The following is a 25164-nucleotide window of genomic DNA, read 5'->3' as shown; positions in this document are numbered from 1 at the left end:
TTGTAAGGGTACTTTATGTCGACCACTGTTGTTATTCTTGCTGCAGGTAAAGGCACGCGTATGCGTTCGCAACTACCAAAAGTACTTCAACCTTTAGCAGGTCGTCCATTATTAGGACATGTCATTGAAACAGCAAAAAAAATAAAAGCTAAAAATATTATTACCATTTTTGGTCATGGCGGTGATCGCGTTCAAAGTGCCTTTGCGCAAGAAAATATCCAATGGGTTGAACAAACAGAGCAACTGGGTACAGGTCATGCGGTTAAAGTAACTCTTCCAGTTTTACCCAAAGAGGGTATTTCTCTCATTTTGTCGGGCGATGTCCCTTGCGTGCAAGAAAGCACCTTACAACGTCTGGTTGATGTCTCGACTGAAACAGGCATTGGAATTGTGACTTTAACCCTTAGCGACTCTACAGGTTATGGTCGTATTGTGCGTTCGAATAATAAAATCCAAGCCATTGTTGAACATAAAGATGCTTCTGATGAACAACGTCAGATCAAGGAAATCAATACTGGGATTTACTGTGTTAGTAATGCGAAATTGCATGAATGGTTGCCAAAACTGTCTAATGACAATGCCCAAGGCGAATACTATTTAACAGACATTGTGGCAATGGCGTTGGCTGACGGCATGGAAATCGCATCAATTCAACCTGAGCTGGCTTTTGAAGTTGAGGGTGTGAATGATCGAATTCAATTGGCTGCTTTAGAACGTGAATTCCAAAATTATCAAGCGAAACAACTCATGCAACAAGGCGTGCATTTAATTGATCCAGCTCGCTTTGATTTACGTGGTCATTTGACGGTTGGTCAAGATGTTCGTATTGATATCAACGTGATTATTGAAGGTCAATGCAGCTTTGGCGATAACGTTGAAATCGGTGCAGGTTGCGTGATTAAAAATACTCATATCGCTGCTGGAACTAAAGTTCAGCCTTATAGCGTCTTTGAAGATGCAATCATTGGTGAGGATGTTCAAATCGGTCCATTTGCACGTCTACGACCAGGGGCAAAGCTGGCCAATGACGTCCATATTGGCAACTTTGTCGAAGTCAAAAACACCACTATAGGCCTAGGCTCTAAAGCCAATCACTTTAGTTATTTAGGTGATGCTGAGATCGGTACAGATTCTAATATCGGTGCCGGTACCATTACTTGTAATTATGATGGTGCAAATAAACACAAAACCATTATCGGTGATCATGCTTTTATCGGCACCAATAACTCATTGGTTGCTCCAGTTAAGATTGGTCATGGTGCAACCACAGGTGCTGGTTCCGTGATTACACATGATGTGGCAGACCATAGTCTTGCTTTTGAACGTGCCAAACAAATTGTTAAAGAAAACTATCAACGTCCCCAAAAGACTAAGAAATAAGAGGAATTAAATATGTGCGGAATTGTCGGTGGCGTTGCTGAACGTAGTATTACCAATATTTTAATCGAAGGTTTAAAGCGCCTTGAATACCGTGGTTATGACTCTGCGGGTCTAGCATTGGTCAATCAAGGTCAAGTGTTACGTCAACGCCGTGTTGGTAAAGTCGTTAACCTTGAAAATGCAGTCAACGAAGCTGAAATCGTCGGTTCATTAGGCATTGCTCATACGCGTTGGGCAACTCATGGTAAACCCACTGAAGATAATGCACATCCGCATATTTCAGGTCATGTTGCGGTTGTTCATAACGGCATCATTGAAAACTACCAAGAGCTGAAAGATGATCTTGAAGCCTTAGGTTATGTATTTAGCTCTCAAACGGACACCGAAGTGGTTGCACATTTGGTGCATGATGCGCTGAAATCATCGCCAAACTTACTCAAAGCGGTTGAGCAAGTCGTTCCTCAGCTCAAAGGTGCTTTCGCACTAGGGATTGTACATACCGATTATCCTGATGAATTAATCACAGTTCGTGAAGGTTCACCTTTAGTGATTGGTGTGGGTATCGGCGAGAACTTTATTAGCTCAGACCAATTGGCTTTACTCCCAATTACCAATCGTTTTATTTACCTTGAAGAAGGTGATATAGCACGTTTGACTCGTGATTCGATTGAAGTCTTTGTCAATGGTCAGCCCGTTGAGCGTGCTGTTAAGGAGCTTGATGCAACCGTCAGCAATGCATCAAAGGGTGAATATAAGCACTACATGCTTAAAGAAATTTATGAGCAACCTGAAGCGATTCAACAAACCATTTCTCAAGCATTGAATGGTAATGTTTTGCGCGATGAGTTCTTGATAAATGCTGATGTTGATTTTAGTCAAATTCAAAATGTGCAAATTATCGCCTGTGGTACCAGTTATCACTCAGGTATGATTGCAAAATATTGGTTTGAGCAGCTGATTAATTTACCTTGCCAAGTTGAAATCGCAAGTGAATTCCGCTATCGCACCCCTGTGATTGTGAACAATACGCTTTACGTGTGTATTTCTCAATCAGGTGAAACAGCGGATACTTTAGCTGCGCTTCGTGATACGCAACGACGCGCTACAGAAAAGAATATTCATATTGCGACCATGACGATTTGTAACGTTGCAACATCATCGATGGTCCGTGAAACCAACCATAGCTTGTTGACGCTTGCAGGCCCTGAAATTGGTGTTGCTTCAACGAAGGCTTTTACAACACAACTTGCAGCTTTGATGTTACTGGTACTCAAAGTCGGTCAAGTGAAGCAGACAATTGCTGCCGACCAAGTTTCTGAGATTATTTCTGGTCTATGGCATTTACCTAAAGTGATTTTAGATACTTTACAGAAAGATAAAGAGATTTTGCGCTTATCTGAATTGTTTGTAGAGAAAAATCACTGTCTATTCTTAGGTCGTGGTACTGAGTTCCCAATCGCTTTAGAAGGTGCATTGAAACTCAAAGAAATTTCTTATATTCATGCGGAAGGTTATGCGGCGGGTGAATTAAAGCATGGTCCTTTGGCATTGGTTGACAATGACATGCCTGTGGTGATTCTTGCGCCTAAAGATGACATGCTGGATAAGCTCAAGTCGAATATGGAAGAAGTTCAAGCCCGTGGTGGTGAACTGTTTGTATTTGCTGATGAACATAGCGGAATCAAAGAAAAAGACCGTCAGCATGTAGTACTTGTTCCTTCAATCAGCCCTCTGCTTGCGCCAATCGTTTACAGTATTCCTGTGCAATTGCTGTCTTACCATGTTGCGGTACTGCGTGGTACAGATGTCGATCAACCCCGAAATCTCGCAAAATCAGTGACGGTCGAATAATTTTTTCCATAAAAAAGAGAGCTTTGTATGAGAGTAATAAAGTTTCATACTAAGCAATAAAGTCTCATACTGAGTAATAAAGTGTAATACTCAATTGCTCAAAAAATCCACACAAGCTATGCTCTAAACAGCATGATGTGTGGATTTTTTTTATTTCGTTATTACGCTATACGTGAAAGGGTATTACAATTTCTATAATTTAATCTCTGTTTCACTTCATTTAAAAGTTTAAGAAAATAAAGAATATTTTTAAATAATAACAAATTTATTAGCTACATCTTAATTAGAGAAAATAATGAACGGTTCAGATTTTGAAAAAATTGTAGATGATGCAGAATATATCAATTATGACTATGGAGATCATGGGGAAACTGTACTCTCGGTACATTTTCAATCATGTTTTTATCTTTGGGGCGGTCATACTCCAGAAGCTCGCCAAGCAATCTTAAATTGTTATACAAAATATATTGAGCTCTGGGGACATCACATCACATGGGGGTTTGATCCATTAACTGGTTGGAAGCAAAAAAAACTAACTAACCTTCCTACACTTCAAGATGTAATAACTAAACGTGCGGATCCAGATGACATTATTGAATGGTATGTCGCAGATGGTGGCTTTGAAGATGACGAAATTGAATATGCAAATAGATACGTATTTTCATTGTTGACTAATCGAGCTTGGCAAATTCAACACGGAAATATTTTGTATTTCAGGTTACCTAGGGATCTTTTTTTCAATCAAACCACACAAGAGGAAATTTTAAGATTCAATCAATACTGCATACAACAGCTTAGACCGTGGTATATGGTGAGTGGGATGCAAGCGGCCACTTCTTTTAATGGTATACAATCTAAAATTGATATCGTTGACCAAGCTAGAAGTTTCAAAGGTATTTATATCGAAAAATTCTGGGATAGCGTCAGAATGCCATATGGCATTCGTAGTTTTGATTGGCTCACCTTCGTGAGTAATGATCTTTCAGAAAAAATTGGGGGTGTACTAAAGCTTCAAGACACCCTAACAAAAGCAAAACTTCGATTTCAAACTGTTGCTAATGGTGTACTTATTCAAGCATCTGATTACCCTGAACTCATACCTAATGGCACACCAGATCCAGAAGGCTACTTAAAACTAAATCATATTCTTAGACCATTACGAGATGGTAATTATGGTTCAATGGGTGACGCAACCTATCTGGGCGATAATGATCGAAGCCAAAGTTTTGATATTCCATTGACTGATTTATGGATGCGTCGCTTTGACCATGAACGAGTATGGAATGATTTAGAGTCAACAGCTAAATCTAGAAAACCTAAATCCATAGTAAAGCTATCCACGAATCACATATGTGAGATTTCTGGTCGTTATCGATATGAAGATGATTACGATTATGTCCGAAATGAGCCTATACCTTTTGAAGAGCCAGACAGTAGAGAAAACGATCACCGAAGTTACATTATTTTGAATAAAGGTGATATTGCACCATATTATTTAAAATTAGGTCAGCATGGCCAGCTTTTAGAAACAATGGAAATCGAATGGACTCTCTTTGAAGAATTTAACTATTGATCTCATATTTGGGTATGAAACTTTATTACTCGATAAAGAGTAAAAATAGAAGAAAAGATAGAGCTGAGTATGAAATTTTATTTTTTCTTCCATTCATTGCAAAGTCGAAATATCAATAAGATAGATTGAGATTAGTATGAAACTTTATTACTTGCCTACAAGCTTTAGCTCTCTTTTTTATTCTCTACTTGTTGATCATTTTTCTCAGCTTGTCTCGCCCAATAGGTCGCCAAAGTTGCACCTGAGATATTGTGCCACAAACTAAAGATTGCACTGGGTACAGCGGTGATCGGCGATGCCGCAAAATGTACTGCAGATAATGCCACTCCTAGCCCCGAATTTTGCATCCCCACTTCAATTGAAATGGCTTTTGCATCAGTTTGCGGTAAAGCACATAATTTTGCAGCCCAATAACCGAGAAGCAGACCAAATCCATTATGCAACATCACTACCCCTAAAATGAGTAGACCTGAATCTAAAATCTGACTTTTACTTCCCGCAATAATCGCCGCTACGATCAATACAATCGCCACCACAGAGATTAAAGGCATCACTGTAAGATAATGATCGACCTTTTGTTTAAATAAAGCACGAACCATTAAGCCCAAAATAATAGGAAATAACACCACTTTTAAAATTGAGCTCAACATTGACCATGCATCAATTTCAATCCACTGACTGGCTAAAAGATAAAAAATAGCAGGCGTCAAAAGAGGCGCTAATAAGGTTGAAACTGAAGTACATGCAACAGATAAAGCAACATTACCTTTGGCCATATAGGTAATCACATTCGAAGCTGTTCCGCCCGGGCAACACCCGACCAAAATCACGCCAATCGCAATTTCAGTCGGCAGTTGAAATATTTTACATAAAGCAAAAGCAGTCAACGGCATCAAGACATACTGCGCGACGACACCAATCAAAACAGCTTTTGGACTGTGTAATACGCCCTTAAAATCACCTAACGTCATGGTCATGCCCATACCAAACATGATGATGCCTAACAGCCATGTGATATAGCTTTTGAGCCATATAAACGCTTCAGGCATCATCATTGCGAGGACTGAGAACAAGATGACCCATAACGCAAAAGTTTTTTGGATAAACTGGGTCACGCTTAAAAAATTCGACATATCAATAACCCAATCGTTGGTTCTTTACACATTGTCTTAATAACCATAGAAATAACCATAGAAATAACCATAGAAATATAATCCATCTGAACCGATCACCATTTCAATACATTGGATCATGATCAGTATGGTTTTTCTGTATTTTTATTTTCTGAACTAATGCTTTCTGAGCATCGTATTTTTCGACACTATTGAGTTTGCAATAAACTGATCTCTTTGGCATAGATTCGTTTTACACCATGTGCCAGCATTTCTTGCCATGCATGTTGTAATGAGCCGTTGAGATCAATGCCTTTCGTCGCATCTGAAATCACTAAACTATTGAATCCCAGTTTAGCGGCATCAATTGCTGTCCATGCCACACAAAAGTCTGTCGCAATTCCCACAACAAATACCGTTTCAATCCCACGCTCTTTTAAATAACCTGCCAATCCTGTTGATGTTTTCTGATCAGCTTCCATAAATGCAGAATAACTATCAATGTCTGCATGAAACCCTTTTCTAATAATTAATTGTGCGGTGGGTAAGTCGAGTTTCGGATGTAGTTCAGCATCTTGAGTGCCTTGTACACAGTGCTTCGGCCACAAAACCTGAGAGCCGTAAGGTAGTTCAATCGTATCAAAAGCTTGATGATCGGGATGATTCTCGGCAAAGGAAATATGATGATCCGGATGCCAATCTTGCGTAATCACAATATTCTTAAAATACTGCCCTAAATCATTAATGGTCGGGATAATTTGATCAGCCTCTGCTACCGCCAAATGACCGCCTGGTGTAAAGCCATTTTGAACATCCACCACAATTAATGCACTACGATCTAATTGGAACATCATCCTTTCTCCAAATTGTTATTTTAGATAAAAATTCTAAATAAAAGCTTTGAATAAAACCTTAGCGAATATTACATAGGAATGCCTGAACTACAATGTTCAAAGTGCGGTTGTGAAAATGTTAATTGAGTAAAGGATATAAAATCTCATCACAGAGCCTTAGAGAACATAAAAAAGAACTATTAAACATTTCGCTATAAATCCTTCTCAATAAAAAAGCCCGCTCAATGGCAGGCTTTAATTCAATCTATTTTAGATTGTTTTAAAATTTCATTAGTTTTGGATACGGCGTACCAACAACAACATGAATATCGCTGAGATAATAATACATGGGATTGCAGCTGAAATAACACCTGTCGCACCAAAGCCTGCTGTCAACAATGAACCAGCAATTGCAGGCCCAAGCATCGCACCAATACGACCTACAGCTGACGCAACACCAATACCTGTGCCACGAACTTCAGTTGGATAAACAATACCACCGAACGCGTACAATACACCTTGGCAACCGATAACGAATGCACCAACCAATGCAGATGCCATATACATTTGGGTTAATGAACCTGCAGCATTTAAAGCCAATAGACCTGCAAGAATACCGCCGTACATTAAGATGATCACGTATGCTTTTTTCCAACGGTCAGTCAACATACCCAAAATAATCGTACCAATCGTCGCGCTTACCATGAAATAGAACTGCGCAGTTGCACCCTCTTTACGGCTGAAGCCTAATTCGGTGAACAATGATGGCAACCAACTTAACATGATGTAAACCACCATCAATGTAAAGAAGTAGCTGACCCAAATGAAAAGCGTACGGAATAAATTTGTTGAGTTAAACAAATCTTTAAATGAACCCTGAGGCGTTGCTGCGATTTCAGCTGGAGTTTTATTTTGTGATTTCAAGAATTCTTTAGATTCAGGTAAGAACATCATCATGACTGGAATCACAATAATTGGAAGTAAACCACCTAAGTAGAAAATATTTTTCCAATTCGAACCGAAATCAGTACTCGCCACTAAAGATAAAATTGCAGCACCGACTGGCATACCGCAGTACATCAAACCGACTGCACGACCGCGATTTTGAACAGAAACAGCTTCCGAAGCTAAGGTAATCAAGATCGGCATTGCCGCACCTAGACCTGCACCAGCGAGGAAGCGCACCGCCAATAAGGTATTAAAACTATTTACCCATACTGTACACAGTGTAAAGATCGCAAACACAGCAGTTGACCAAATCAAAACTGTTTTACGACCAATACGATCGGCAATCCGACCACCTAATAATGCCCCAGGTAATAAACCTAAAATACCCGCACTAAAAAACACACCCAATTGTGAACTATTTAATCCAAAATGTTCACGGATACCAGCCGCTGCAATCCCCGCAGCCTGAATATCTAAACCTTCAATTACTGCAATGAGAAAACAGATTCCTACTGTCACAATTGCATGCTTATTCTCCGATCCTTGCATTGAATTTTCCTCATAAAAACCAGCAATAAATTACGAGGTCGATTATGTCTTGTTCAATACACAAATTAGAGCTATCAAATGGTGGTAGAACAAAGCCCATCTTGAGCGATGTTGGATAAATATTCTAATTTCTATTTTTATCAAAAAGTCTTTAAAACGATTAATGAAATATGTTTTTAGAATGAATAAAGACTATTCAATGTTGCACAGCTTACAATTCAACATATTTTTTAACCTTTTGGTAAAATAATTAAGACTTATAAATAATTAAGCCGATCTATGGATTTTGATTCGATTGTGTTTAAAAACATAGCTTAAATACTCAAAAAATATCACTCAATCCTTATAAACTATTAATTCCGAGTATTTTATTTGGATTTAATCTAGTTAGAAATTCTAACGTTGAGAAGCTCTAACATGAATAAAAATGCATAGCGCATCCCGTTTGGTCAATACATAAATAAGCTAAGATACAGCTCTAAAAAAAAGTTACTTGTTTTAACTAAACTTTTTCTGTGCTTAATCGAAATCGTATTGTTCTTATTCGTGTGTTAGTTCATAATTTGCATAAGCATTATCCAGTATGCATAGCCTATTGGATCGTGTTATAAATCAAAATACAAACCCATCCAACCTCTCGCTTCTCAACCCTCTCTGGATGGAAAAAATAGGATATTGTTTCAAAATGACTACTCAGCAAGCTCAGATTATTCAAGGCTCAATTGTCGCAATCGTCACTCCCATGTTTGAAGATGGAACTGTAGATTGGAAGGGTCTCGAGAAGCTTGTCGAATGGCATATTGAACAAGGTACTAATAGTATCGTTGCCGTGGGTACAACAGGCGAAGCATCGACGCTTAGCATGGTAGAACATACGCAAGTGATCAAAGAGATCATTCGTGTGGCCAACAAACGTATTCCTATTATTGCGGGTACAGGTGCAAACTCAACGCGCGAAGCGATTGAACTCACCAAAGAAGCGAAAGAACTAGGTGCTGATGCAGCATTGTTAGTAACGCCTTATTACAACAAACCGACACAAGAAGGTTTATATCAGCACTATAAAGCCATTGCTGAAGCTGTAGACTTACCACAAATTTTGTATAACGTCCCTGGTCGTACAGGTGTGGACATGGACAATGAAACGGTGATTCGTTTAGCAGATATCCCACAAATTGTCGGCATTAAAGATGCAACAGGTGATGTACCTCGTGGTGCGGCATTAATTGAAGGCTTGAAAGGCAAGGATATGGTGGTCTATTCAGGTGATGATGCAACTGCATATCAACTGATTGCAAAAGGTGCAAAAGGCAATATTTCTGTGACTGCCAACGTCGCACCAAAACAAATGAGCGAAGTTTGTGTTGCTGCACTTTCAGGTGATCAAGCTCAAGCCGAAAGCATGAACAATCAAGTCGCAAATTTACACAATATTTTATTTTGTGAATCAAACCCAATTCCTGTGAAATGGGCTTTATATGAAATGGGCTTAATTGGAACAGGTATTCGCCTGCCATTAACGCCTCTTGCAGAACAATACAGAGCTCCTCTGCGTGAAGATTTAAAAGCAGCGAGCATCATTTAAAAAAGAGTTTTAAAATATGCAATTACGTTATGGTTTAATCATTACCCTTTCAGCTTTAAGTTTTGCGGGTTGTAGTACGATCAGTTTCGATAATGGTTCTTTAGATTATAAGAACGTGCCTGCTCCAGAACCGCTTAAATACCCTGAAGGCTCAATGGTTAGACCAGCAACGCCGTTGTATCCTTTCCCAGTCGTTGACCCGCTTGCGATTGAGCATGCGCCAGCATTGGAAAATAAACGTGGCAACCGCTTTGAGCTTCCTCGTGCAACTGTGGCTCAAGAGACCGTAACTTCAGAAAAAACAGCCAATAATACAGTAACGCGTCCTCAACTTTTAACAGACGGTAATGGTAATCCACTGATTAAAATTGAAGGAAATTCTGATATAATTTGGCAGTACACACTCGCAACACTGAGTAGCTTGAACTTCAACGTTACTTCAACAGCTAAGAATGCTCAACAAGTGACATTGAAAGTGGATGGTGAAAGCTATGTATTGAAGTTGAATGCCGTCGGTTCAACCAATACGCTTGCTGTGTTCAATCCCAATAATACTTTTGCAGACAAAGAAAAAGCTGCAGAATTATTAACCCAGATTTCTCAAAACTGGCCAGCCTAGTCGTTCTAGGCATATTCTCTCTGATAAAGGTTCCACCATGTTAAAACAAACCTTGCTCTATACTGGTAAAGCTAAATCCGTTTATGAAACCGATAGTGCAGACCACCTGATTTTAGTCTTTCGCGATGATGCTTCGGCATTCAATGGCGAGAAAATTGAACAGCTAGATCGCAAAGGTAAGGTGAACAACCGTTTTAACGCCTTCATCATGGAAAAACTTGCTGCTGCAGGTATTGAAACTCACTTTGAAAAACTTCTTACACCAAATGAAGTTTTAGTGAAAAAACTCAGCATGATTCCAGTTGAATGTGTCATTCGTAACTATGCTGCAGGCTCTTTATGCCGTCGTTTAGGTGTTGAAGAAGGCCTAGAACTGACTCCACCGACATTCGAATTATTCTTCAAAGATGACGGTCTTGGCGATCCAATGGTAAACGAATCTCAAGCAATTGCTTTAGGTTGGGCTACTGCTGATCAACTTGAACGTATGAAAGAACTGACTTACCAAGTGAATGTTGTACTTAAAGAATTATTCGCGCAAGGCGGTATGCTTTTAGTCGACTTTAAACTTGAGTTTGGTGTATTCCATGACCGTATCGTATTGGGTGATGAATTCTCTCCAGATGGTTGCCGTCTATGGGACAAAGAGACCAAGAAAAAATTAGACAAAGACCGTTTCCGTCAAGGTTTGGGCGGCGTTGTTGAAGCTTATGAAGAAGTCGCATCACGTATTGGCGTTGATCTTTCTGATATCTAAGCTCAATGAAGTCAAAAAAAACCGAGTCAATTGACTCGGTTTTTTTTGTCTCTCAAATTTCTCTCATTGTTATTATAATTGTCATCTTTTGATTTTTAATCGCTGTAATTGTATTTTTTATCACTTTTGTCGATTCTTTTATATTTCACTCTTTCTTATTATAAATTTCAATATTGCCAATGCTCTCTCCAACGTTGGCAACACCTTTAAGATAAGCAATGTATATGAAATTTAGATGACAATTCTGGCGTATTTTCTCACTCTAAATACTTTTTTTGAAAGATGATTCGAAATAAAAAATTTAAATAGGCTAAATTATCTATAGGCATCAAAGCATTAAATTGACTCAAACTTAGAATCGAAAATATAAATCAATATTATCAGAATGATCGTTTTTACATACTCATAGAAACTAAATATGATGACTTCCATACCAGGCAACTGCAGGAGTTGGTGGCTCATTGAGAGAGACTGTAGTTGCCGACCAGATTATAGAAATGTGTTTTCACCCCATTCAACCCTTTTGAATGGGGCTTTTTTTTGCCAAATTTAATTGATCCGACTCTAACTTTCTTACTGTTGTTGCTGTTCTTGTTGCCAACGTCGTTGCTGTAGACGCTCCCCTTCAACCTCACGCTTATTACGTGCTGATTCATAGAGTTTCGTGCCTTTCAGCTCTGGCGGTAAATATTCCTGAGCAACAAAATGCTCTGGGTAGTTATGAGGATAAAGATAATCCACGCCATAGCCCTGCTCTTTCATTATTTTTGTAGGTGCATTTCTTAAATGTAGAGGTACAGGCAAATTAGATGTCTTCTCTGCTAACTCTAAAGCTTTGTTAATGGCTAAATACGTGCTATTACTTTTTGCGCTTGTCGCTAAATAAACAGCACATTGTCCTAATATAATTCTGCATTCAGGCATCCCTACCGCTTGTACCGAACGGAAGCACTCTCCTGCGAGGAGTAAAGCATTGGGATTTGAATTGCCGATATCTTCTGAGGCCGCAATGAGCATACGACGTGCAATGAATACAGGATCTTCTCCGCCTTTGAGCATGCGGGCCATCCAATACAGCGCTGCATCGGGATCACTGCCACGAATAGATTTAATAAATGCTGACACCAAATCGTAATGCTGTTCACCCGATTTATCATAACGCGCAATATTTTGCTGAGCGACTTTCACCACCATCGCATTGGTGATGATATTTTCGATTTCAGGTTCTAAAGTAGATGCAATCAAATCGAGTAAGTTCAGTGCTTTACGTGCATCTCCTGCCGCAAACTGAATTAAAGCCTCGTATTCTTCAATTTGGATATAGCGATCTTGCAAAAATTTATCTTGCTGTAGAGCACGGTGGATCAAATGAGTGATGTCTTCTTCGGTTAACGCACGCAGCGTATATACCTGACAACGTGACAACAGCGCATTATTCACTTCAAATGAAGGATTTTCTGTGGTTGCACCAATGAGGGTGATTTTGCCCTTTTCTACCGCACTGAGTAATGCATCTTGTTGTGACTTATTAAAGCGATGAATCTCATCAATAAAAACGACAGGTACGATCAAATCACCACTTTCAGCAATAATTTCACGAAGCTCTTTAACGCCTGTATTCAATGCTGATAGGCTAATAAAAGGTCGATCTACCGCCTGTGCTAACAGTAAGGCGATCGTGGTTTTACCAACTCCAGGAGGCCCCCAAAAAATGACCGAAGGCAAATGTCCCTGATCAATCATTTGGCGTAAGGGTGCTTGTTCTCCTAAAAGATGATCCTGCCCAATAATCTCAGACAAATCACGTGGACGAATGCGTTCAGGAAGTGGAATTTGAGTGTCGGACATATTCTTATTGAATCTAAAAGTGCTCGAACCTAGTCTACTATGGAATACTCAATTTCCATATTTGTTCCTGAGAGAGGATCAGAATTATTTTGAGTAACTTAGATTTTTGTGACTTAGATTTTATCGACTCGGATTTTAGTGGCTTAGTTTTAGTCACTTAGAAAAATCGAATTGCTCTTCAAGGCTACCTACGTTTAAAACATACTCATTACCGATAAGCTTAGCGAACCCAGCGCACGATATATTCATCAATATCATCTGCATGAATATCTGATTCAGAGATACAACGACCTGCTGCAGATTTTTTTGCTCGAATTACGCTTTCACGTGTTCCTGTATTGAGATAGTGCCAAGATGGCAACTTTTTACCTTCATTCAGGCGTCGATAACCACATGTTGAAGGTAACCAACCGATCTCTTGTAAGCTTTCATGAGTCAACTGAATACAGTCAGGTACATGGGTTTTACGATTGGGATAATCAGAGCATTGTGCTGTTTTACAATCCAATAGTTTGCATGACACTTTGGTGTAGCACACTTCATGTGTGTCTTCATCTTCCAACTTAATGAGACAACATAAGCCACAACCATCACACACTGCTTCCCACTCATTTTGAGTCATCTCAGCAAGAGAATAGTGTTTCCAAAATTCAGGGCGTAATTGCAGGCTCATAGTCAATATTTTAGTCAGCGGAAAATGGGATGCCATCATAGCATTATTAGAATTGTTAGCACTGCGATTGAATATGTTACAGAATATTAACCTAATCTTCAAAAATACTAACCCACGCATACGTTTTGAATACAATTTAATCAGATTTATTTCCTATACTGATGAAACACTTATAAAAACACATGGAGAATCATAATGTTTCGTTGGGCTATTATCTTTGCAGTAATCGCGCTGATCGCAAGTTTACTCGGATTTGGTGGGGTTGCAGGCTTATCTAAAGACTTCGCTATTATCCTTTTAGTCATTGCTGTTATTTTGGCCATTATTGGATTTATCTCGCGCGGCAAAGTCTAAAGTTTCGTTGTCATAAAGTTACTCAAAAGAAGGATTCGTCCTTCTTTTTTGCATTCTAACATCATTATTTTCTATTCATAATTTCTCACATTTCAACTGAGTTTATCTCCTAATTTTCATTACCATTCAATTATTTTGTGCTTTAATCTTGGATCGTTACCATTGATCAAAAGGACTTCCAAGATGACAAATGCAATTCAAACACGTGAAATTCAATATACGGCAACCGATGGTTCAACACTGATTGGCTACTATGCTGCACCTGAACATTCACAAGCAATTGCAGGGGTTATCGTTGCACCAGAGTGGTGGGGAAGAAATGAATACACCGAACAACGCGCTCGTGAATTGGCTGAACATGGCTATGCTGCACTTGCTATCGATATGTACGGGGACAAAAAAGTCACCACAGATGCAAAGCAAGCCTATGAATGGATGATGCAGACCTTTGAAGATCCCGATACCATCGTGACTCGTGCGTCTGCTGCTTTAGCGACATTGGCACAACAAACTGAAGTCAATGCAGATAAACTGGCAGCCATTGGTTTTTGCTACGGTGGTAAAGTCGTTTTAGATTTGGCTCGTTCAGGTGCAGATCTCAAAGCAGTTGCAACGTTCCATGCAACTTTGACACCAAAAGCACCTGCCCAAGAAGGTCAGGTGAACGCTGAGATTATGGTTTTTCATGGTGAAGAGGACAGCATGGTCACCTTAGATGATGTTGCTAAATTCAAAGAAGAAATGTTTGCAGCTCAAGTAAACCATGAAGTGATCATTTATGAAGATGCCAAACATGGTTTCAGTAACCCACTTGCGGACGAACGTGCCAAAGCAAACGGTGTTGATTTAGGGTATAACGCTGAGGCAGAACAAAAAAGTTTAGCAGAAATGTATGCCTTACTTGCACGTCAACTCAGCTAATGGGTTGAACTATTAAGTATATCTGTAAGGTTTAGAGACTCAATTTAAAAGTAATATGTAAAATAAAAGAGGATATGGCGATGACACAACACGAATGTAGCTATTGCAATCATGATGAGTATGATGTGATTGATAAAAATGATTTTGGCGTGATTCTGCCCGAACATACGCCTTTGACCAAAGGTCATTCCGTGATTATTCCTTTACGCCATGTTAGCTCTTTTTTTGAGATCACCGATAAAGAGCGTAAAAGCTTACAATCGTTACTTGAACTTGCACGTAATGAATTGAAAATGCGTCATCAGCCTGAAGGCTTTCATATTGCATTTAATGACGGTCATGTGTTTGGTGAGGAAGAATCGGATCATCTACATATTCATATTATTCCACGTTATAAGAACCAGCCTTTAAAATTAGATAATCGTTGGGGCGTTATCGCTGAATAAGCGAAATCCAATCTGAAATAACTCAAAAAAATAAAAGGTGCTTCGGCACCTTTTTCCATGTCGGACATTACATTTGGGTATACTAGTCAGCTGTCCCTCTATACGTTTTTATTACGTTCTCTATGTCGCAATTTTCATTTTCAGATGCTCTCCTGTCTTGGTTCGATCTCCATGGACGCCATGATCTGCCTTGGCAAGTTGCAGATGATCCCTACAAAGTTTGGGTCTCTGAAATTATGTTGCAACAGACCCAAGTGAAAACGGTACTGAATTATTTTGAGCCGTTTATTGAGCGCTTTCCCACCGTCCATGATTTGGGTACAGCGACTTGGGATGAGGTTGCACCTTATTGGGCTGGCTTAGGTTATTACGCTCGTGCACGTAATTTGCATAAAGCAGCCGCTATCGTGCATCAGCAAGGATATTTCCCAACCACGCTGGCTGAATGGATTGAATTACCCGGCATTGGTCCATCTACAGGTGGTGCATTGATGTCCCTCGGTTTACGTCAATACGGCGTGATTATGGATGGCAATGTGAAACGCGTTTTAGCTCGTTTTTTTGCGATTGAAGATGACTTAACTAAACCTGTCCATGAGCGTGCCATGTGGCAATTGGCTGAACAACTCTGCCCAGTTGAACGAAATCATGACTATACCCAAGCCATTATGGATTTAGGCGCAACCATTTGTACGCCCAAAAAGCCTTTGTGTTTGTATTGCCCGATGCAACAACATTGCAAAGCCCATCAACAAGGTTTAGAAACAAAGTTACCTTTTAAAAAACCGAAGAAAGCTGTCCCAATCAAAAATGCTCAGGTGCTTTTACTATGTTCATCTACGAATGAATGGTTATGGATGCAACGCCCACACTCTGGTTTGTGGGGTGGTTTGTGGTCACTCCCGATTATTGAAGATGAACATACTTTTAACCAACTTACTCAGCAGTACCAATTGATCTCCAAGCATGAAGTGGTACAAATTTCACATAGCTTTACCCATTTTACGTGGATGTTAGATACACATATTTTCCAAGTTGCAGAGGATCAGCTTGAGTTTTTACAGGCTGAAATGCGTGGTGAATGGCTCACACCACAAAAAGCAATAGAAATGGGGATTCCGACTGCGATGAAAAAATTGATCTCAGCCGTTGAACTGTGACATATTCAAGTGAGAACTTTTCTCTCTCATCTCATTTAAGGATTAAGTGCTGACTATGTTATTTCGCTTTTGTTTCATCAGTTTTTTTGTACTTTTGATCTCGGCATGTAGCACTGCACCCAAAAAGCCTCAGCCCTTAGATCCCAACATTACCCAACGCTTAAAAAGCACGCCATTGCCCTCGAAGCTTCCTATTCCAGTTGAAAATGTAAAAACTCAACATTTAAAAGATACTTGGGGCGCATCACGGAGCAGTGGGCGTACCCATGAAGGGATTGATATTTTGGCACCCAAAGGCACAAAGGTTTATAGTACAACCGATGGCGTGGTCGGAAGTATGAGGAACAATAATCTGGGTGGTAAAGTCATTTGGATTTTGGGTCCAAGCAACTCTTGGCATTATTATGCACATCTCGATGACCACAAGCGCGGTCTAAAAGAAGGTGATGTGGTACGCAAAGGTCAACACATTGGCTATGTTGGCAATACTGGAAATGCACGTCATACTGCTCCACATCTACACTATGGATTGTATTTGTCTGGTCGCGGACGCGGTGCAGTCAATCCCTATCCATATTTACGTTAATGTATTCATTTATTTTAGTTTTAGGAAATTTTCATGTCAGAAGCTTTGATCAATCGTCTCGTTGAATTTGCAGAATCAGGCAATCAGCAAAGGATTGTACTGAATGGCGTAACCCATCAAGGCTGGATCATGGAAATCAGCGATGAAGCTCTGATGATCAGTACAGGATTTGCAGAAAAATCGGGTCATGATGCATGGCTGAAATTTGAAGATTTGACCCAAGCTGAGCTTTATTTTTGGGATAACAAAAACGATCTCTGGGTTGAATTTAAGATCTAATTTTTTAATTCAGTACCTCAATATCAAATAATAAAAATAAACACCTTTAGGAGCACCTCAATATGAATCAACAACGTTGCGGTTGGTGCTCCAATAATCCTCTCTATATCGCTTACCATGATCACGAATGGGGAAAACCGCAATTCGATGAACCACATTTATTTGAAATGCTCTGCTTGGAAGGTCAACAGGCGGGATTGTCTTGGATTACGGTACTGAAAAAACGAGAAAGCTATCGCCAGCAGTTTTTTCAACATCCAATTGCTCAGATTGCTCAGTTTACGGATGAACAACTCCAGGAAAAGTGTTTGGACAAAGGACTCATTCGTCATATTGGTAAACTCACAGCCATTCGTGACAATGCCATCGCATGGGAACAGATGAAAGACCAAGGAACCGATATGGTGAAATGGCTGTGGGACTTTGTCGAGCAAAAGCCGATCTACAATCACGTTGAAAATTATAAAACCGCCCCTGCGCAAACTGAATTAAGTTTGAAACTGTCTAAAACCTTAAAGAAAAACGGTTTTAAATTTGTCGGCCCAACCACCATCTATGCCTTTATGCAGGCAGTTGGCATGGTCGATGATCATGAAAATGACTGTTTTTCCAAATCTCAACCGTAATTCAGATCATTACAGGTACAGCTTTGATTTGTCTGCTTCAAGCCACAGAATCCTGCATGCCCCTCGCTAATTCTCTACGTGTCCAATCGGCTAAGAGATGGATTGCATCTTGAATCGGTGATGACAACTCATGTCCTGCATTCAAGCGAATACAATTGTTATAACGCTGATCTTCACCAAAAACTTTGCCCGGTACGATATTGATCCCCTGCTCTTGAGCAAAGTAATACATCGCCAAACTGTCAATGTGCTCAGGGAACTGTAGCCATAAGCAATAACTGCCTTCAGGCTGATTGATACTCAGTTCTACACCATGAAAGGCTTGAATAATAAATTGACGATACTGCTCCACTTGCTGTTTTAAAATTGGTCTGAGTTTCTTTAAATGCTGACGATAAGCACGGCTATAAATCAAATCAGCTAAGCCCAATTGCAACGGCGTATTCACCACCACATTTTTATGAATAAATTTATAACGCAAATGTTTTAAGCGTTCAGGTACACAGAACCAGCCGACTCGATAGGAACTCGATAGTGATTTAGAGATCGAACTACAATAAATCACATAGCCTTCTTTATCCCAATTCTTCATCGGCAAAGGTCGATTGAGATCAAAGCTACATTCGGCATAGATATCATCTTCAATGATGTAGCACTGATATTTAGCTGCCAGTTGCACAATTTTTTCTTTTTCAGCATTAGTGAGACAAAACCCCAAAGGATTTTGATAATTGGAGGTCAATAGACATGCTTTGGCTGCTGGATTTTGCATAGCTTGTTCTAGACGATCGATATCAAAACCTTCGGTACTGGCTGGAATTTCAATAATTTTTCGTTTTAACACCGCCAACAATTGTAATTGCCCGTTGAAATTTGGCGTGGGAACAATAATGCTGTCACCCACATGACTGATACTTTGTAAGACCACTGACAATGCAGGCATACAACCATTGGTAATATAAATATCTTCTTGGGCAATATGAAAGCCATCCTCTGCCCAATGTGCAGATAAAGCCTCTCGTAATATACGATGTCCTTGACGATCACTATATAAAAAGTCTTCAGGTTTACTGTGTTTGAGCGCCCGTTGTAGGGAGCGACGCATTGCATCCACTGGGACTAAATTGGGTGATAACTGAATCGCGCCAAGATGAATCAATTGACTGTTAATCGAAGCTTCTTGAATCTCCATTTGTAATTGTAAATTGGTCACCTCACGCGGAATCGACACAAAATCAGGATGATGAGGAACAGGCGCTTTGACCGTTTTAGACAATTGTTCTTGGACAAAATAGCCTGCTTTAGGCTTCACATAAATCAATCCTTGTGCTTCTAATAATTCATAGCAACTCTTTGCGGTATTCAGACTAATGTCATTGAGTTTTGCAAAATGGCGTAATGAATTTAAACGCTGACCCAAAGCCAATTCGCCTTGCTGGATTTTTTGAGCCAGTTGCTCAGCAAGGATTTGATATTGAAAAGCCATTCTGTACCTATTTTTTATTCATTGTTGTATCTGTAACTATCAGCATAGCAGATTTATGCTCTTCTCAGTGCTTAGCACAATCAACGCTGAATGCAATGGAGACCATGATGAATACAACAATGAACTTTCAACCCAATAAAAATAAGATGTTTCAACTCAGCTTGATTGGACTTGCAACCCTCATGACGGGCTGTGAAACACAGCAACCGAATGTTCTAGCGCAGCAACAAACTATATTTGTAAATCATTGATTGATGGTTTTTTAAAAACTCAACAATTGGGACAATACGAACTCAGCGAAGTTTCTCCGAGCTTGGATCAAGCTTCACCACAACGCCACTATATTTATAACATTCGCAGTGATCAAAACTTTAGATTGAATATGCCTAAACAAAATGAGTTGAAATTTATCTGCAACCAACCCACGGAACAACGATTCAGTGTGGAACTCTTTGATCCATCGCAACAGCGATTATCCGCCTTAATGAGTATTGATTTACCGCCTCAGCAACAAATTAAGAAATTGACCGCATATGCTTTAGATCAAAACTGAAAATAAAGTAAAAAACACAAGCCTGCTTTAGAGCAGGCTTGTGTCTAACGCTTTTAGAATCGAGTATTTCAAAAAATCACTTACTTTAAAATATTCGGCAAATTTGGAAGTTTAAGATTGGGCTTGGCCAATTCTGCTTTCATTTTTTGTAGCATTTGATAGGGCTGTTGTTGTACAAACATATTGGTCACACTTTGTGGAATCACACCTTCAGGATCAGCATAACCCGTCGTAACAACACTGACTTTTCCATCACCCAACTGATTAAAAGTCCAATCCCCTTCATATTTTTTTAATCGAATATAATTGGGATTGATTGCTTTGCCTTGCTGAATGGCTTTGTTCTTAATTTGAATCGTCCCATTGGCATCTTTTTGCATTTTCCCTTGGATAACCAAATCCCGATCTTTCAAGGGAAATGGAAAATCCAAAACCATATACAGCTTGAATTCGCCTTTATTTAAGTCTTGAGAAAGTACTTGGGTCGATGCCACATTTGGAATCCATGCTTTGGCATTTTCTACATCCAAAACAAGACCTACTGCACGTTCTAAAGTGGTATTTAACGTCGTTTCGGCTTTATATGAAATGATTGGATTATTGGGACTTTGAATCGTCCATACTTTAATGTTGTTTTTATTGATGCTGAGTTTCGCTGTTTCAGCCGAAAAAACAGGTGTTGTCAGGCAACTTGCACTGACAACACACATCATCATAAAAAGTTTAGGACAGCGTCCTGTTTTGATTTTTATATTTTTCATTTCTCAATGCTTCAATTTTAATTATTTTAAATTGCACTTAATGTGCATCGTGCTTTCACTGTTTATTCTGCTTACAGTTCAAACAGCTTATCGCTCAAAAGCTTGTGGCTCAGAATTAAACTTTAATTTCGTTAAAGCCTAATACATCATGCATATCATATTTTTTCGGTTCTTTACCGACAACCCAAGCCGCAGCACGGACAGCACCCGACGCAAAGTTCATGCGATTGGTTGCTTTATGGGTAATTTCGACACGCTCACCTTCACCGATAAACATCGCCGTATGTTCACCCACAATATCGCCACCGCGAATGGTTTGGAAACCAATGCTCTTACGTTCCCGTGGCCCTGTATGTCCTTCACGGTGATAGACAGCATCTTCTTTTAGGTCACGACCTAAAGCTCCAGCAATCGCCTCACCCATCATCAATGCCGTACCTGATGGTGCATCAACTTTATGACGGTGATGTGCTTCAATCACTTCGATATCAACTGTATCGCCAAAGACTTTAGATGCAAGTTCTAACAGTTTAATCGATACGTTCACGCCAACTGAATAATTTGCTGCATACACCACAGGGGCTTGAGTTGCAGATTCTTCAAGGAATGCTTTTTGCTCATCATTCATCCCCGTTGTACCAATCACGATCGCAACACCAGCTTCACGGCACAGCTTTAAATGCTGTTGCGTCGCAGCAGGCGCAGTGAAATCAATCACCACATCACAATCTTTTAAAACTTGTTCTAAGCTTCCAACAACTTTGACACCAACAGCACCAATACCCACAAGTTCACCTGCATCAGCGCCAATCAAGCTACTTTCAGGACGTTCAACTGCGGCTGCCAACTGGAAGCCAGCTTCTTTAACAGCTTGAATAAGGATGCGTCCCATACGACCGCCTGCACCAAGTACACCAATGCGTGGAGCTGCTGACATAACATATTCCTAATGTTGATTCAAAATTGCTCTTACTATAGCAAAACTCAACAAAGACGCTAAGTTTCCGACTTAAAATACTCTAAAAATAATCACAGGTATTGACGCTTTTAATGATGCTCAACAATCAAACAATCGTTATATCTGATTAAAATTATAATTTTATTCGGTTTTTCAAATTAAAAGATCCATTCTAAGATCACTGCATATAAGCCCAGAATCGAAAAGGACTAAATATGACTGACCAAGTACGCAAAACTGCAACGATTCATCGCATTGAAAATCTTCAATTATCAAACACGCTGATTTCATCTTTAGACAACGCACATGATGCACAGCAAATCGTTGAAGCTATAGAAATATTAATGGCATTTAGCAAAAAATGGTACTGAGTTCAGATCGAGCTCAGTCCTTTTAAATATTTATCTTCCTATTCGTTTAATCTTATCTATTCAATTTTCTGCTTAAAGTTTTTCAAAAAAGTGATTTAAAAAATTAGATGCCACAACAATCTTATTAAAATTTTTATAAAATCTTACATATTCAATTGTAATCACGATCAAAGACTAAACAGCTTATAAGGTGCTTATAACAGCGCTATTTCAATGGCTTTTTTTCTATTTTATGAAATTATGTTCTTATTATCTTTGCTTTTTTAATCGAATATACATTTAATCTTCACAGTTTCTCTGCAATTTTTCAGTACAGTAGTCGAATAATAAGCCATTCAGGGTAAATGAGGTCGCAATATGAAAAAGATTTTGACAGCTTTGGCAATATCTTTCAGTACGCTGTTGGTTTCAACAGTTGTACCTGCATCTCCTCATTCTCAAGAGTTTCGTGACAATGGACCGGATCGTAGCAAAGGATTTGAAAAGCGAGGTTATCGAGATGCGGAGGATGATCAAGATTTTCAAGATCATCGCAAAGTCCGTGAAGAACGTGGTGTTAAACGCTTAAAACAGCATAAATGGCAAACGGGTTATGTCATGCCACAGCATTATCGTGGAAACAGTTATAAGACAGATTATAAAGATAATAATCTGCCAAAACCCTCTCGTAACCAGCAATGGTACAAGATCAATAATGATTTCATCTTGGTGGACTCAGACAACAACAGTATTTTGAAAATCCAAGAAGATTAATCTTCAATATAAGCACAAATAAAAATTCAAAGCTCAACATTGGTTGGGCTTTTTTTATTTGCCTTTAAACTGATGATTTATCAATACCCGACAGTCAAAGCCTGATATAGCAACCTCCACGATGTCTTCATACATTTCACAATTTAACTAAATTTCTCCACGGTTTATCTCACATGATGTTTTAACTTAGAACCATCAAATACAGATAGAACAATGTTGAGGTAACTGAAATGAAAAAAGTATTAACTGCAATCGCAATTTCTATGAGTGCATTGATGGCGACCACAGCAATGGCTGCACCAAATGATCATCGCGATGACCGTCATCACCCGAAAGCAAATCCACAATGGAATAAAGACCATCGTGATTCTCGTGCTAATGATCATCGTTTTGATAAAAAAGCACATAGTTCATCGTTAAATCCAAGTCGTCAATGGCGTACAGGTCAAGAACTTCCTCGTCAATTCGCTTCATCTCGATATGAAGTCAACAAAAATGAATTACGTCGTTTACCAAAAGCTGGACATAACCAACAGTGGTTAAAAATCAACGGTGACTACGTACTTGTAAATGAACGTAATGACCGTATTTTAAAAATCATTGGATAATATCGAATCTTTATTTTTCAATCGCTTAAACATCACTTTCCTCCTCCAGCCCAAATCTGATTTGGGCTTTTTTATGCTCCAAATTCGATCTAAGGTGTGGAATTGGTTTTTTTTGTTTAGAATCTAAAAATAACCTTATTCCTATTGGTATGACTATGCATCCAGACTCATCAGAAACAGTACAAGGCACAGCGCAACAATATGTGCATTGGTTTCGAAACTCTGCACCGTATATCAATGCTCATCGCAATAAGACCTTTGTGCTGATGTTTGGAGGAGAAGCCTTACTGTCTGATAATTTTCAGCATATTATTCACGATATTGCCCTATTACATTCTCTAGGGATTCGTTTGATCTTGGTGCACGGTGCACGTCCACAAATCAGTGAAAATTTAAAAGAAAAGAATCTAAAAAGCCCATTTCATAAAAATCGTCGTATCACCCCCCGCGAATCTTTGAGTGCAGTAATGAATGCAGTCGGTTCAATTCGTTTGGAAATTGAAGCCCTACTTTCAATGGGGCTCGCCAATTCACCGATGTACGGCGCAAGAATTGATGTAGTTTCAGGTAATTTTGTTACAGCAAAACCCTATGGCATTCGTGATGGCGTGGACTATCAACTCTCAGGTGAAGTTCGTTCCATTGACAGTGAAGCGATTTTAAAACAACTGGATAATCATAATATTGTTTTACTTGGGCCAACAGGTTACTCCACCACAGGTGAAGTTTATAATTTATTGGCTGAAGAAGTCGCGACTAAAACCGCAATCCATTTACAAGCGGATAAATTGATATTTCTAGGGAGCCAACAAGGGGTCATGGATGAGTTTGGCAAGTTGATGCGAGAAGTGACACCACAACAGTTGGATCAACACATTGCCAAATATGTAGACTCAAATTTTGAAATTGCATTGCATTTAGATAAAGCCAAAGAAGCATCACTCAAAGGTGTACAGCGTGTCCATCTGCTCTCTTATGCACATGATGGCGCATTGCTTGAGGAACTTTTTACCCGTGATGGTCATGGCACCATGATCACCGATGCGCATTATGAAGAAGTCCGTACTGCTAATATCAAAGATGTCGGTGGCTTAATTGGTCTATTAAGACCTTTGGAAGAAGAAGGAATTTTGGTTTATCGTTCGCGTGAACGCTTAGAAAATGAAATTGAGCAATTTGCAGTGATTGAACGTGATGGCATGATTTTAGCCTGTGCCGCACTTTATCCTATTCCAAGCGCTGAAGATGAGTTGAAATCGGCTGAGATTGCGTGTGTTGCGGTTCATCCAAGCTATCGTAAATCAAACCGTGGTAGTCAAATCTTGCATTACCTTGAAGAAAAAGCCAAAGATTTAGGCATTCAGCAACTTTTTATTCTTACCACACGAACCGCACATTGGTTTTTGGAACAGGGTTTTGAAAATGCTTCGGTAGATGATCTGCCCCAAGCTCGACAAGCCCTTTATAACTTTCAAAGAAATTCAATCGTTTGTAAAAAGCCACTTTAAAAGTGGTTTTTTTATGTCTGTCATATCTCTATTTTGCATAAGCTTATCCAAAATGCGTCCACCTTT

General features: G+C 39.4%; 27 protein-coding genes. 19 read left to right on the top strand and 8 right to left on the bottom strand.

Features of this window, described 5'->3' with window-relative positions:
- Nucleotides 1-15 precede the first annotated feature (15 nt).
- The 3 genes from glmU (at nt 16) to AC5YCE_RS08010 (ending at nt 4804) form a co-directional block, all read left to right on the top strand.
- Nucleotides 16-1380, top strand: a complete 1365-nt coding sequence (glmU, locus tag AC5YCE_RS08020; protein ID WP_496171647.1) for a bifunctional UDP-N-acetylglucosamine diphosphorylase/glucosamine-1-phosphate N-acetyltransferase GlmU — start codon at nt 16-18, stop codon at nt 1378-1380.
- Nucleotides 1381-1392: 12 nt separating this feature from the next.
- Nucleotides 1393-3231 (top strand): glutamine--fructose-6-phosphate transaminase (isomerizing), encoded by a 1839-nt coding sequence (glmS, locus tag AC5YCE_RS08015; protein WP_496171646.1) that lies wholly within the window; start codon nt 1393-1395, stop codon nt 3229-3231.
- Between the two features lie 295 nt (nt 3232-3526).
- Entirely contained in the window at nt 3527-4804 is a 1278-nt protein-coding gene (locus AC5YCE_RS08010; RefSeq protein ID WP_496171645.1) for a type VI immunity family protein, read from the top strand.
- A 164-nt stretch (nt 4805-4968) separates the two neighbouring features.
- Here AC5YCE_RS08010 and AC5YCE_RS08005 read toward each other — a convergent pair whose 3' ends face one another.
- From AC5YCE_RS08005 to mhpT, 3 genes are all read right to left on the bottom strand, one after another.
- The gene (locus AC5YCE_RS08005; RefSeq protein ID WP_496171644.1) at nt 4969-5937 is read right to left on the bottom strand and encodes a bile acid:sodium symporter family protein; all 969 of its coding nucleotides are present in this window, start codon (nt 5935-5937) and stop codon (nt 4969-4971) included.
- 188 nt (nt 5938-6125) lie between these two features.
- Nucleotides 6126-6767, bottom strand: a complete 642-nt coding sequence (pncA, locus tag AC5YCE_RS08000; RefSeq protein ID WP_496171663.1) for a bifunctional nicotinamidase/pyrazinamidase — start codon at nt 6765-6767, stop codon at nt 6126-6128.
- Nucleotides 6768-7040: 273 nt separating this feature from the next.
- On the bottom strand, nt 7041-8246 hold the full coding sequence (gene mhpT, locus AC5YCE_RS07995; RefSeq protein WP_496171643.1) for a 3-(3-hydroxy-phenyl)propionate transporter MhpT: 1206 nt from the start codon (nt 8244-8246) through the stop codon (nt 7041-7043).
- Between the two features lie 685 nt (nt 8247-8931).
- On the opposite strand from mhpT, the gene dapA reads away from it, so the two are divergent.
- Genes dapA through purC form a run of 3 tightly spaced genes read left to right on the top strand, consistent with a single transcriptional unit; the run spans nt 8932 to nt 11207 of the window.
- On the top strand, nt 8932-9831 hold the full coding sequence (dapA, locus tag AC5YCE_RS07990; RefSeq protein WP_496171642.1) for a 4-hydroxy-tetrahydrodipicolinate synthase: 900 nt from the start codon (nt 8932-8934) through the stop codon (nt 9829-9831).
- Nucleotides 9832-9847: 16 nt separating this feature from the next.
- Nucleotides 9848-10450: a lipoprotein-34 precursor (NlpB) gene (locus AC5YCE_RS07985; protein WP_496171641.1), complete on the top strand. Its 603-nt coding sequence runs from the start codon at nt 9848-9850 to the stop codon at nt 10448-10450.
- 37 nt (nt 10451-10487) lie between these two features.
- Entirely contained in the window at nt 10488-11207 is a 720-nt protein-coding gene (gene purC, locus AC5YCE_RS07980; protein ID WP_496125358.1) for a phosphoribosylaminoimidazolesuccinocarboxamide synthase, read from the top strand.
- Between the two features lie 573 nt (nt 11208-11780).
- Here purC and AC5YCE_RS07975 read toward each other — a convergent pair.
- Nucleotides 11781-13055: a replication-associated recombination protein A gene (locus AC5YCE_RS07975; protein ID WP_496171640.1), complete on the bottom strand. Its 1275-nt coding sequence runs from the start codon at nt 13053-13055 to the stop codon at nt 11781-11783.
- A gap of 220 nt (nt 13056-13275) precedes the next feature.
- Nucleotides 13276-13728, bottom strand: a complete 453-nt coding sequence (locus AC5YCE_RS07970; RefSeq protein WP_496125360.1) for a YcgN family cysteine cluster protein — start codon at nt 13726-13728, stop codon at nt 13276-13278.
- Between the two features lie 195 nt (nt 13729-13923).
- On the opposite strand from AC5YCE_RS07970, the gene AC5YCE_RS07965 reads away from it, so the two are divergent.
- From AC5YCE_RS07965 to AC5YCE_RS07935, 7 genes are all read left to right on the top strand, one after another.
- Nucleotides 13924-14082: a DUF1328 domain-containing protein gene (locus AC5YCE_RS07965; RefSeq protein WP_496125361.1), complete on the top strand. Its 159-nt coding sequence runs from the start codon at nt 13924-13926 to the stop codon at nt 14080-14082.
- 183 nt (nt 14083-14265) lie between these two features.
- Nucleotides 14266-15003: a dienelactone hydrolase family protein gene (locus AC5YCE_RS07960; protein WP_496171639.1), complete on the top strand. Its 738-nt coding sequence runs from the start codon at nt 14266-14268 to the stop codon at nt 15001-15003.
- A gap of 80 nt (nt 15004-15083) precedes the next feature.
- A complete protein-coding gene (locus AC5YCE_RS07955; protein ID WP_496125363.1) occupies nt 15084-15449 on the top strand; it encodes an HIT family protein in 366 nt (121 codons plus the stop codon).
- Nucleotides 15450-15571: 122 nt separating this feature from the next.
- Complete coding sequence (mutY, locus tag AC5YCE_RS07950) at nt 15572-16609, top strand: A/G-specific adenine glycosylase (RefSeq protein WP_496171638.1); 1038 nt, start codon at nt 15572-15574, stop codon at nt 16607-16609.
- Between the two features lie 55 nt (nt 16610-16664).
- Entirely contained in the window at nt 16665-17195 is a 531-nt protein-coding gene (locus tag AC5YCE_RS07945) for a M23 family metallopeptidase (protein WP_496171637.1), read from the top strand.
- 33 nt (nt 17196-17228) lie between these two features.
- Nucleotides 17229-17474, top strand: coding sequence for a hypothetical protein (locus AC5YCE_RS07940; RefSeq protein WP_496125366.1), 246 nt, complete (start codon nt 17229-17231; stop codon nt 17472-17474).
- A gap of 62 nt (nt 17475-17536) precedes the next feature.
- A complete protein-coding gene (locus AC5YCE_RS07935; protein ID WP_496171636.1) occupies nt 17537-18100 on the top strand; it encodes a DNA-3-methyladenine glycosylase I in 564 nt (187 codons plus the stop codon).
- A gap of 37 nt (nt 18101-18137) precedes the next feature.
- On the opposite strand, the gene AC5YCE_RS07930 is transcribed toward AC5YCE_RS07935, so the two are convergent.
- Nucleotides 18138-19586: an aminotransferase-like domain-containing protein gene (locus AC5YCE_RS07930; protein WP_496171635.1), complete on the bottom strand. Its 1449-nt coding sequence runs from the start codon at nt 19584-19586 to the stop codon at nt 18138-18140.
- Between the two features lie 107 nt (nt 19587-19693).
- Between AC5YCE_RS07930 and AC5YCE_RS07925 the strand changes: the two genes are divergently transcribed.
- A complete protein-coding gene (locus AC5YCE_RS07925; protein WP_496171634.1) occupies nt 19694-19837 on the top strand; it encodes a hypothetical protein in 144 nt (47 codons plus the stop codon).
- Entirely contained in the window at nt 19834-20139 is a 306-nt protein-coding gene (locus tag AC5YCE_RS07920) for a hypothetical protein (protein WP_496171633.1), read from the top strand. Before AC5YCE_RS07925 ends, AC5YCE_RS07920 begins: the two co-directional genes overlap by 4 nt.
- Nucleotides 20140-20219: 80 nt before the next feature.
- Here the strand turns inward: AC5YCE_RS07920 and AC5YCE_RS07915 are convergent, their stop codons facing one another.
- Together AC5YCE_RS07915 and dapB are read right to left on the bottom strand one after the other, a co-directional pair.
- Nucleotides 20220-20900, bottom strand: coding sequence for an START domain-containing protein (locus AC5YCE_RS07915; RefSeq protein ID WP_496171632.1), 681 nt, complete (start codon nt 20898-20900; stop codon nt 20220-20222).
- A 115-nt stretch (nt 20901-21015) separates the two neighbouring features.
- Nucleotides 21016-21837 (bottom strand): 4-hydroxy-tetrahydrodipicolinate reductase, encoded by an 822-nt coding sequence (gene dapB / locus AC5YCE_RS07910; RefSeq protein WP_496171631.1) that lies wholly within the window; start codon nt 21835-21837, stop codon nt 21016-21018.
- A gap of 236 nt (nt 21838-22073) precedes the next feature.
- On the opposite strand from dapB, the gene AC5YCE_RS07905 reads away from it, so the two are divergent.
- The 4 genes from AC5YCE_RS07905 to argA all read left to right on the top strand — a co-directional run bounded on the left by AC5YCE_RS07905 (nt 22074) and on the right by argA (nt 25098).
- Nucleotides 22074-22229, top strand: coding sequence for a hypothetical protein (locus tag AC5YCE_RS07905; protein WP_496171630.1), 156 nt, complete (start codon nt 22074-22076; stop codon nt 22227-22229).
- Between the two features lie 357 nt (nt 22230-22586).
- Nucleotides 22587-22982 (top strand): RcnB family protein, encoded by a 396-nt coding sequence (locus AC5YCE_RS07900; RefSeq protein ID WP_496125374.1) that lies wholly within the window; start codon nt 22587-22589, stop codon nt 22980-22982.
- Nucleotides 22983-23212: 230 nt separating this feature from the next.
- Nucleotides 23213-23590 (top strand): RcnB family protein, encoded by a 378-nt coding sequence (locus AC5YCE_RS07895; protein WP_496125375.1) that lies wholly within the window; start codon nt 23213-23215, stop codon nt 23588-23590.
- A 155-nt stretch (nt 23591-23745) separates the two neighbouring features.
- The gene (gene argA, locus AC5YCE_RS07890) at nt 23746-25098 is read left to right on the top strand and encodes an amino-acid N-acetyltransferase (protein ID WP_496125376.1); all 1353 of its coding nucleotides are present in this window, start codon (nt 23746-23748) and stop codon (nt 25096-25098) included.
- The last annotated feature ends 66 nt before the right edge of the window (nt 25099-25164 follow it).

The organism is Acinetobacter sp. CY79 (assembly GCF_059515845.1).
Note: the sequence above shows the minus strand (reverse complement) of the source record. Positions and strands in the feature narration are given on the sequence as shown.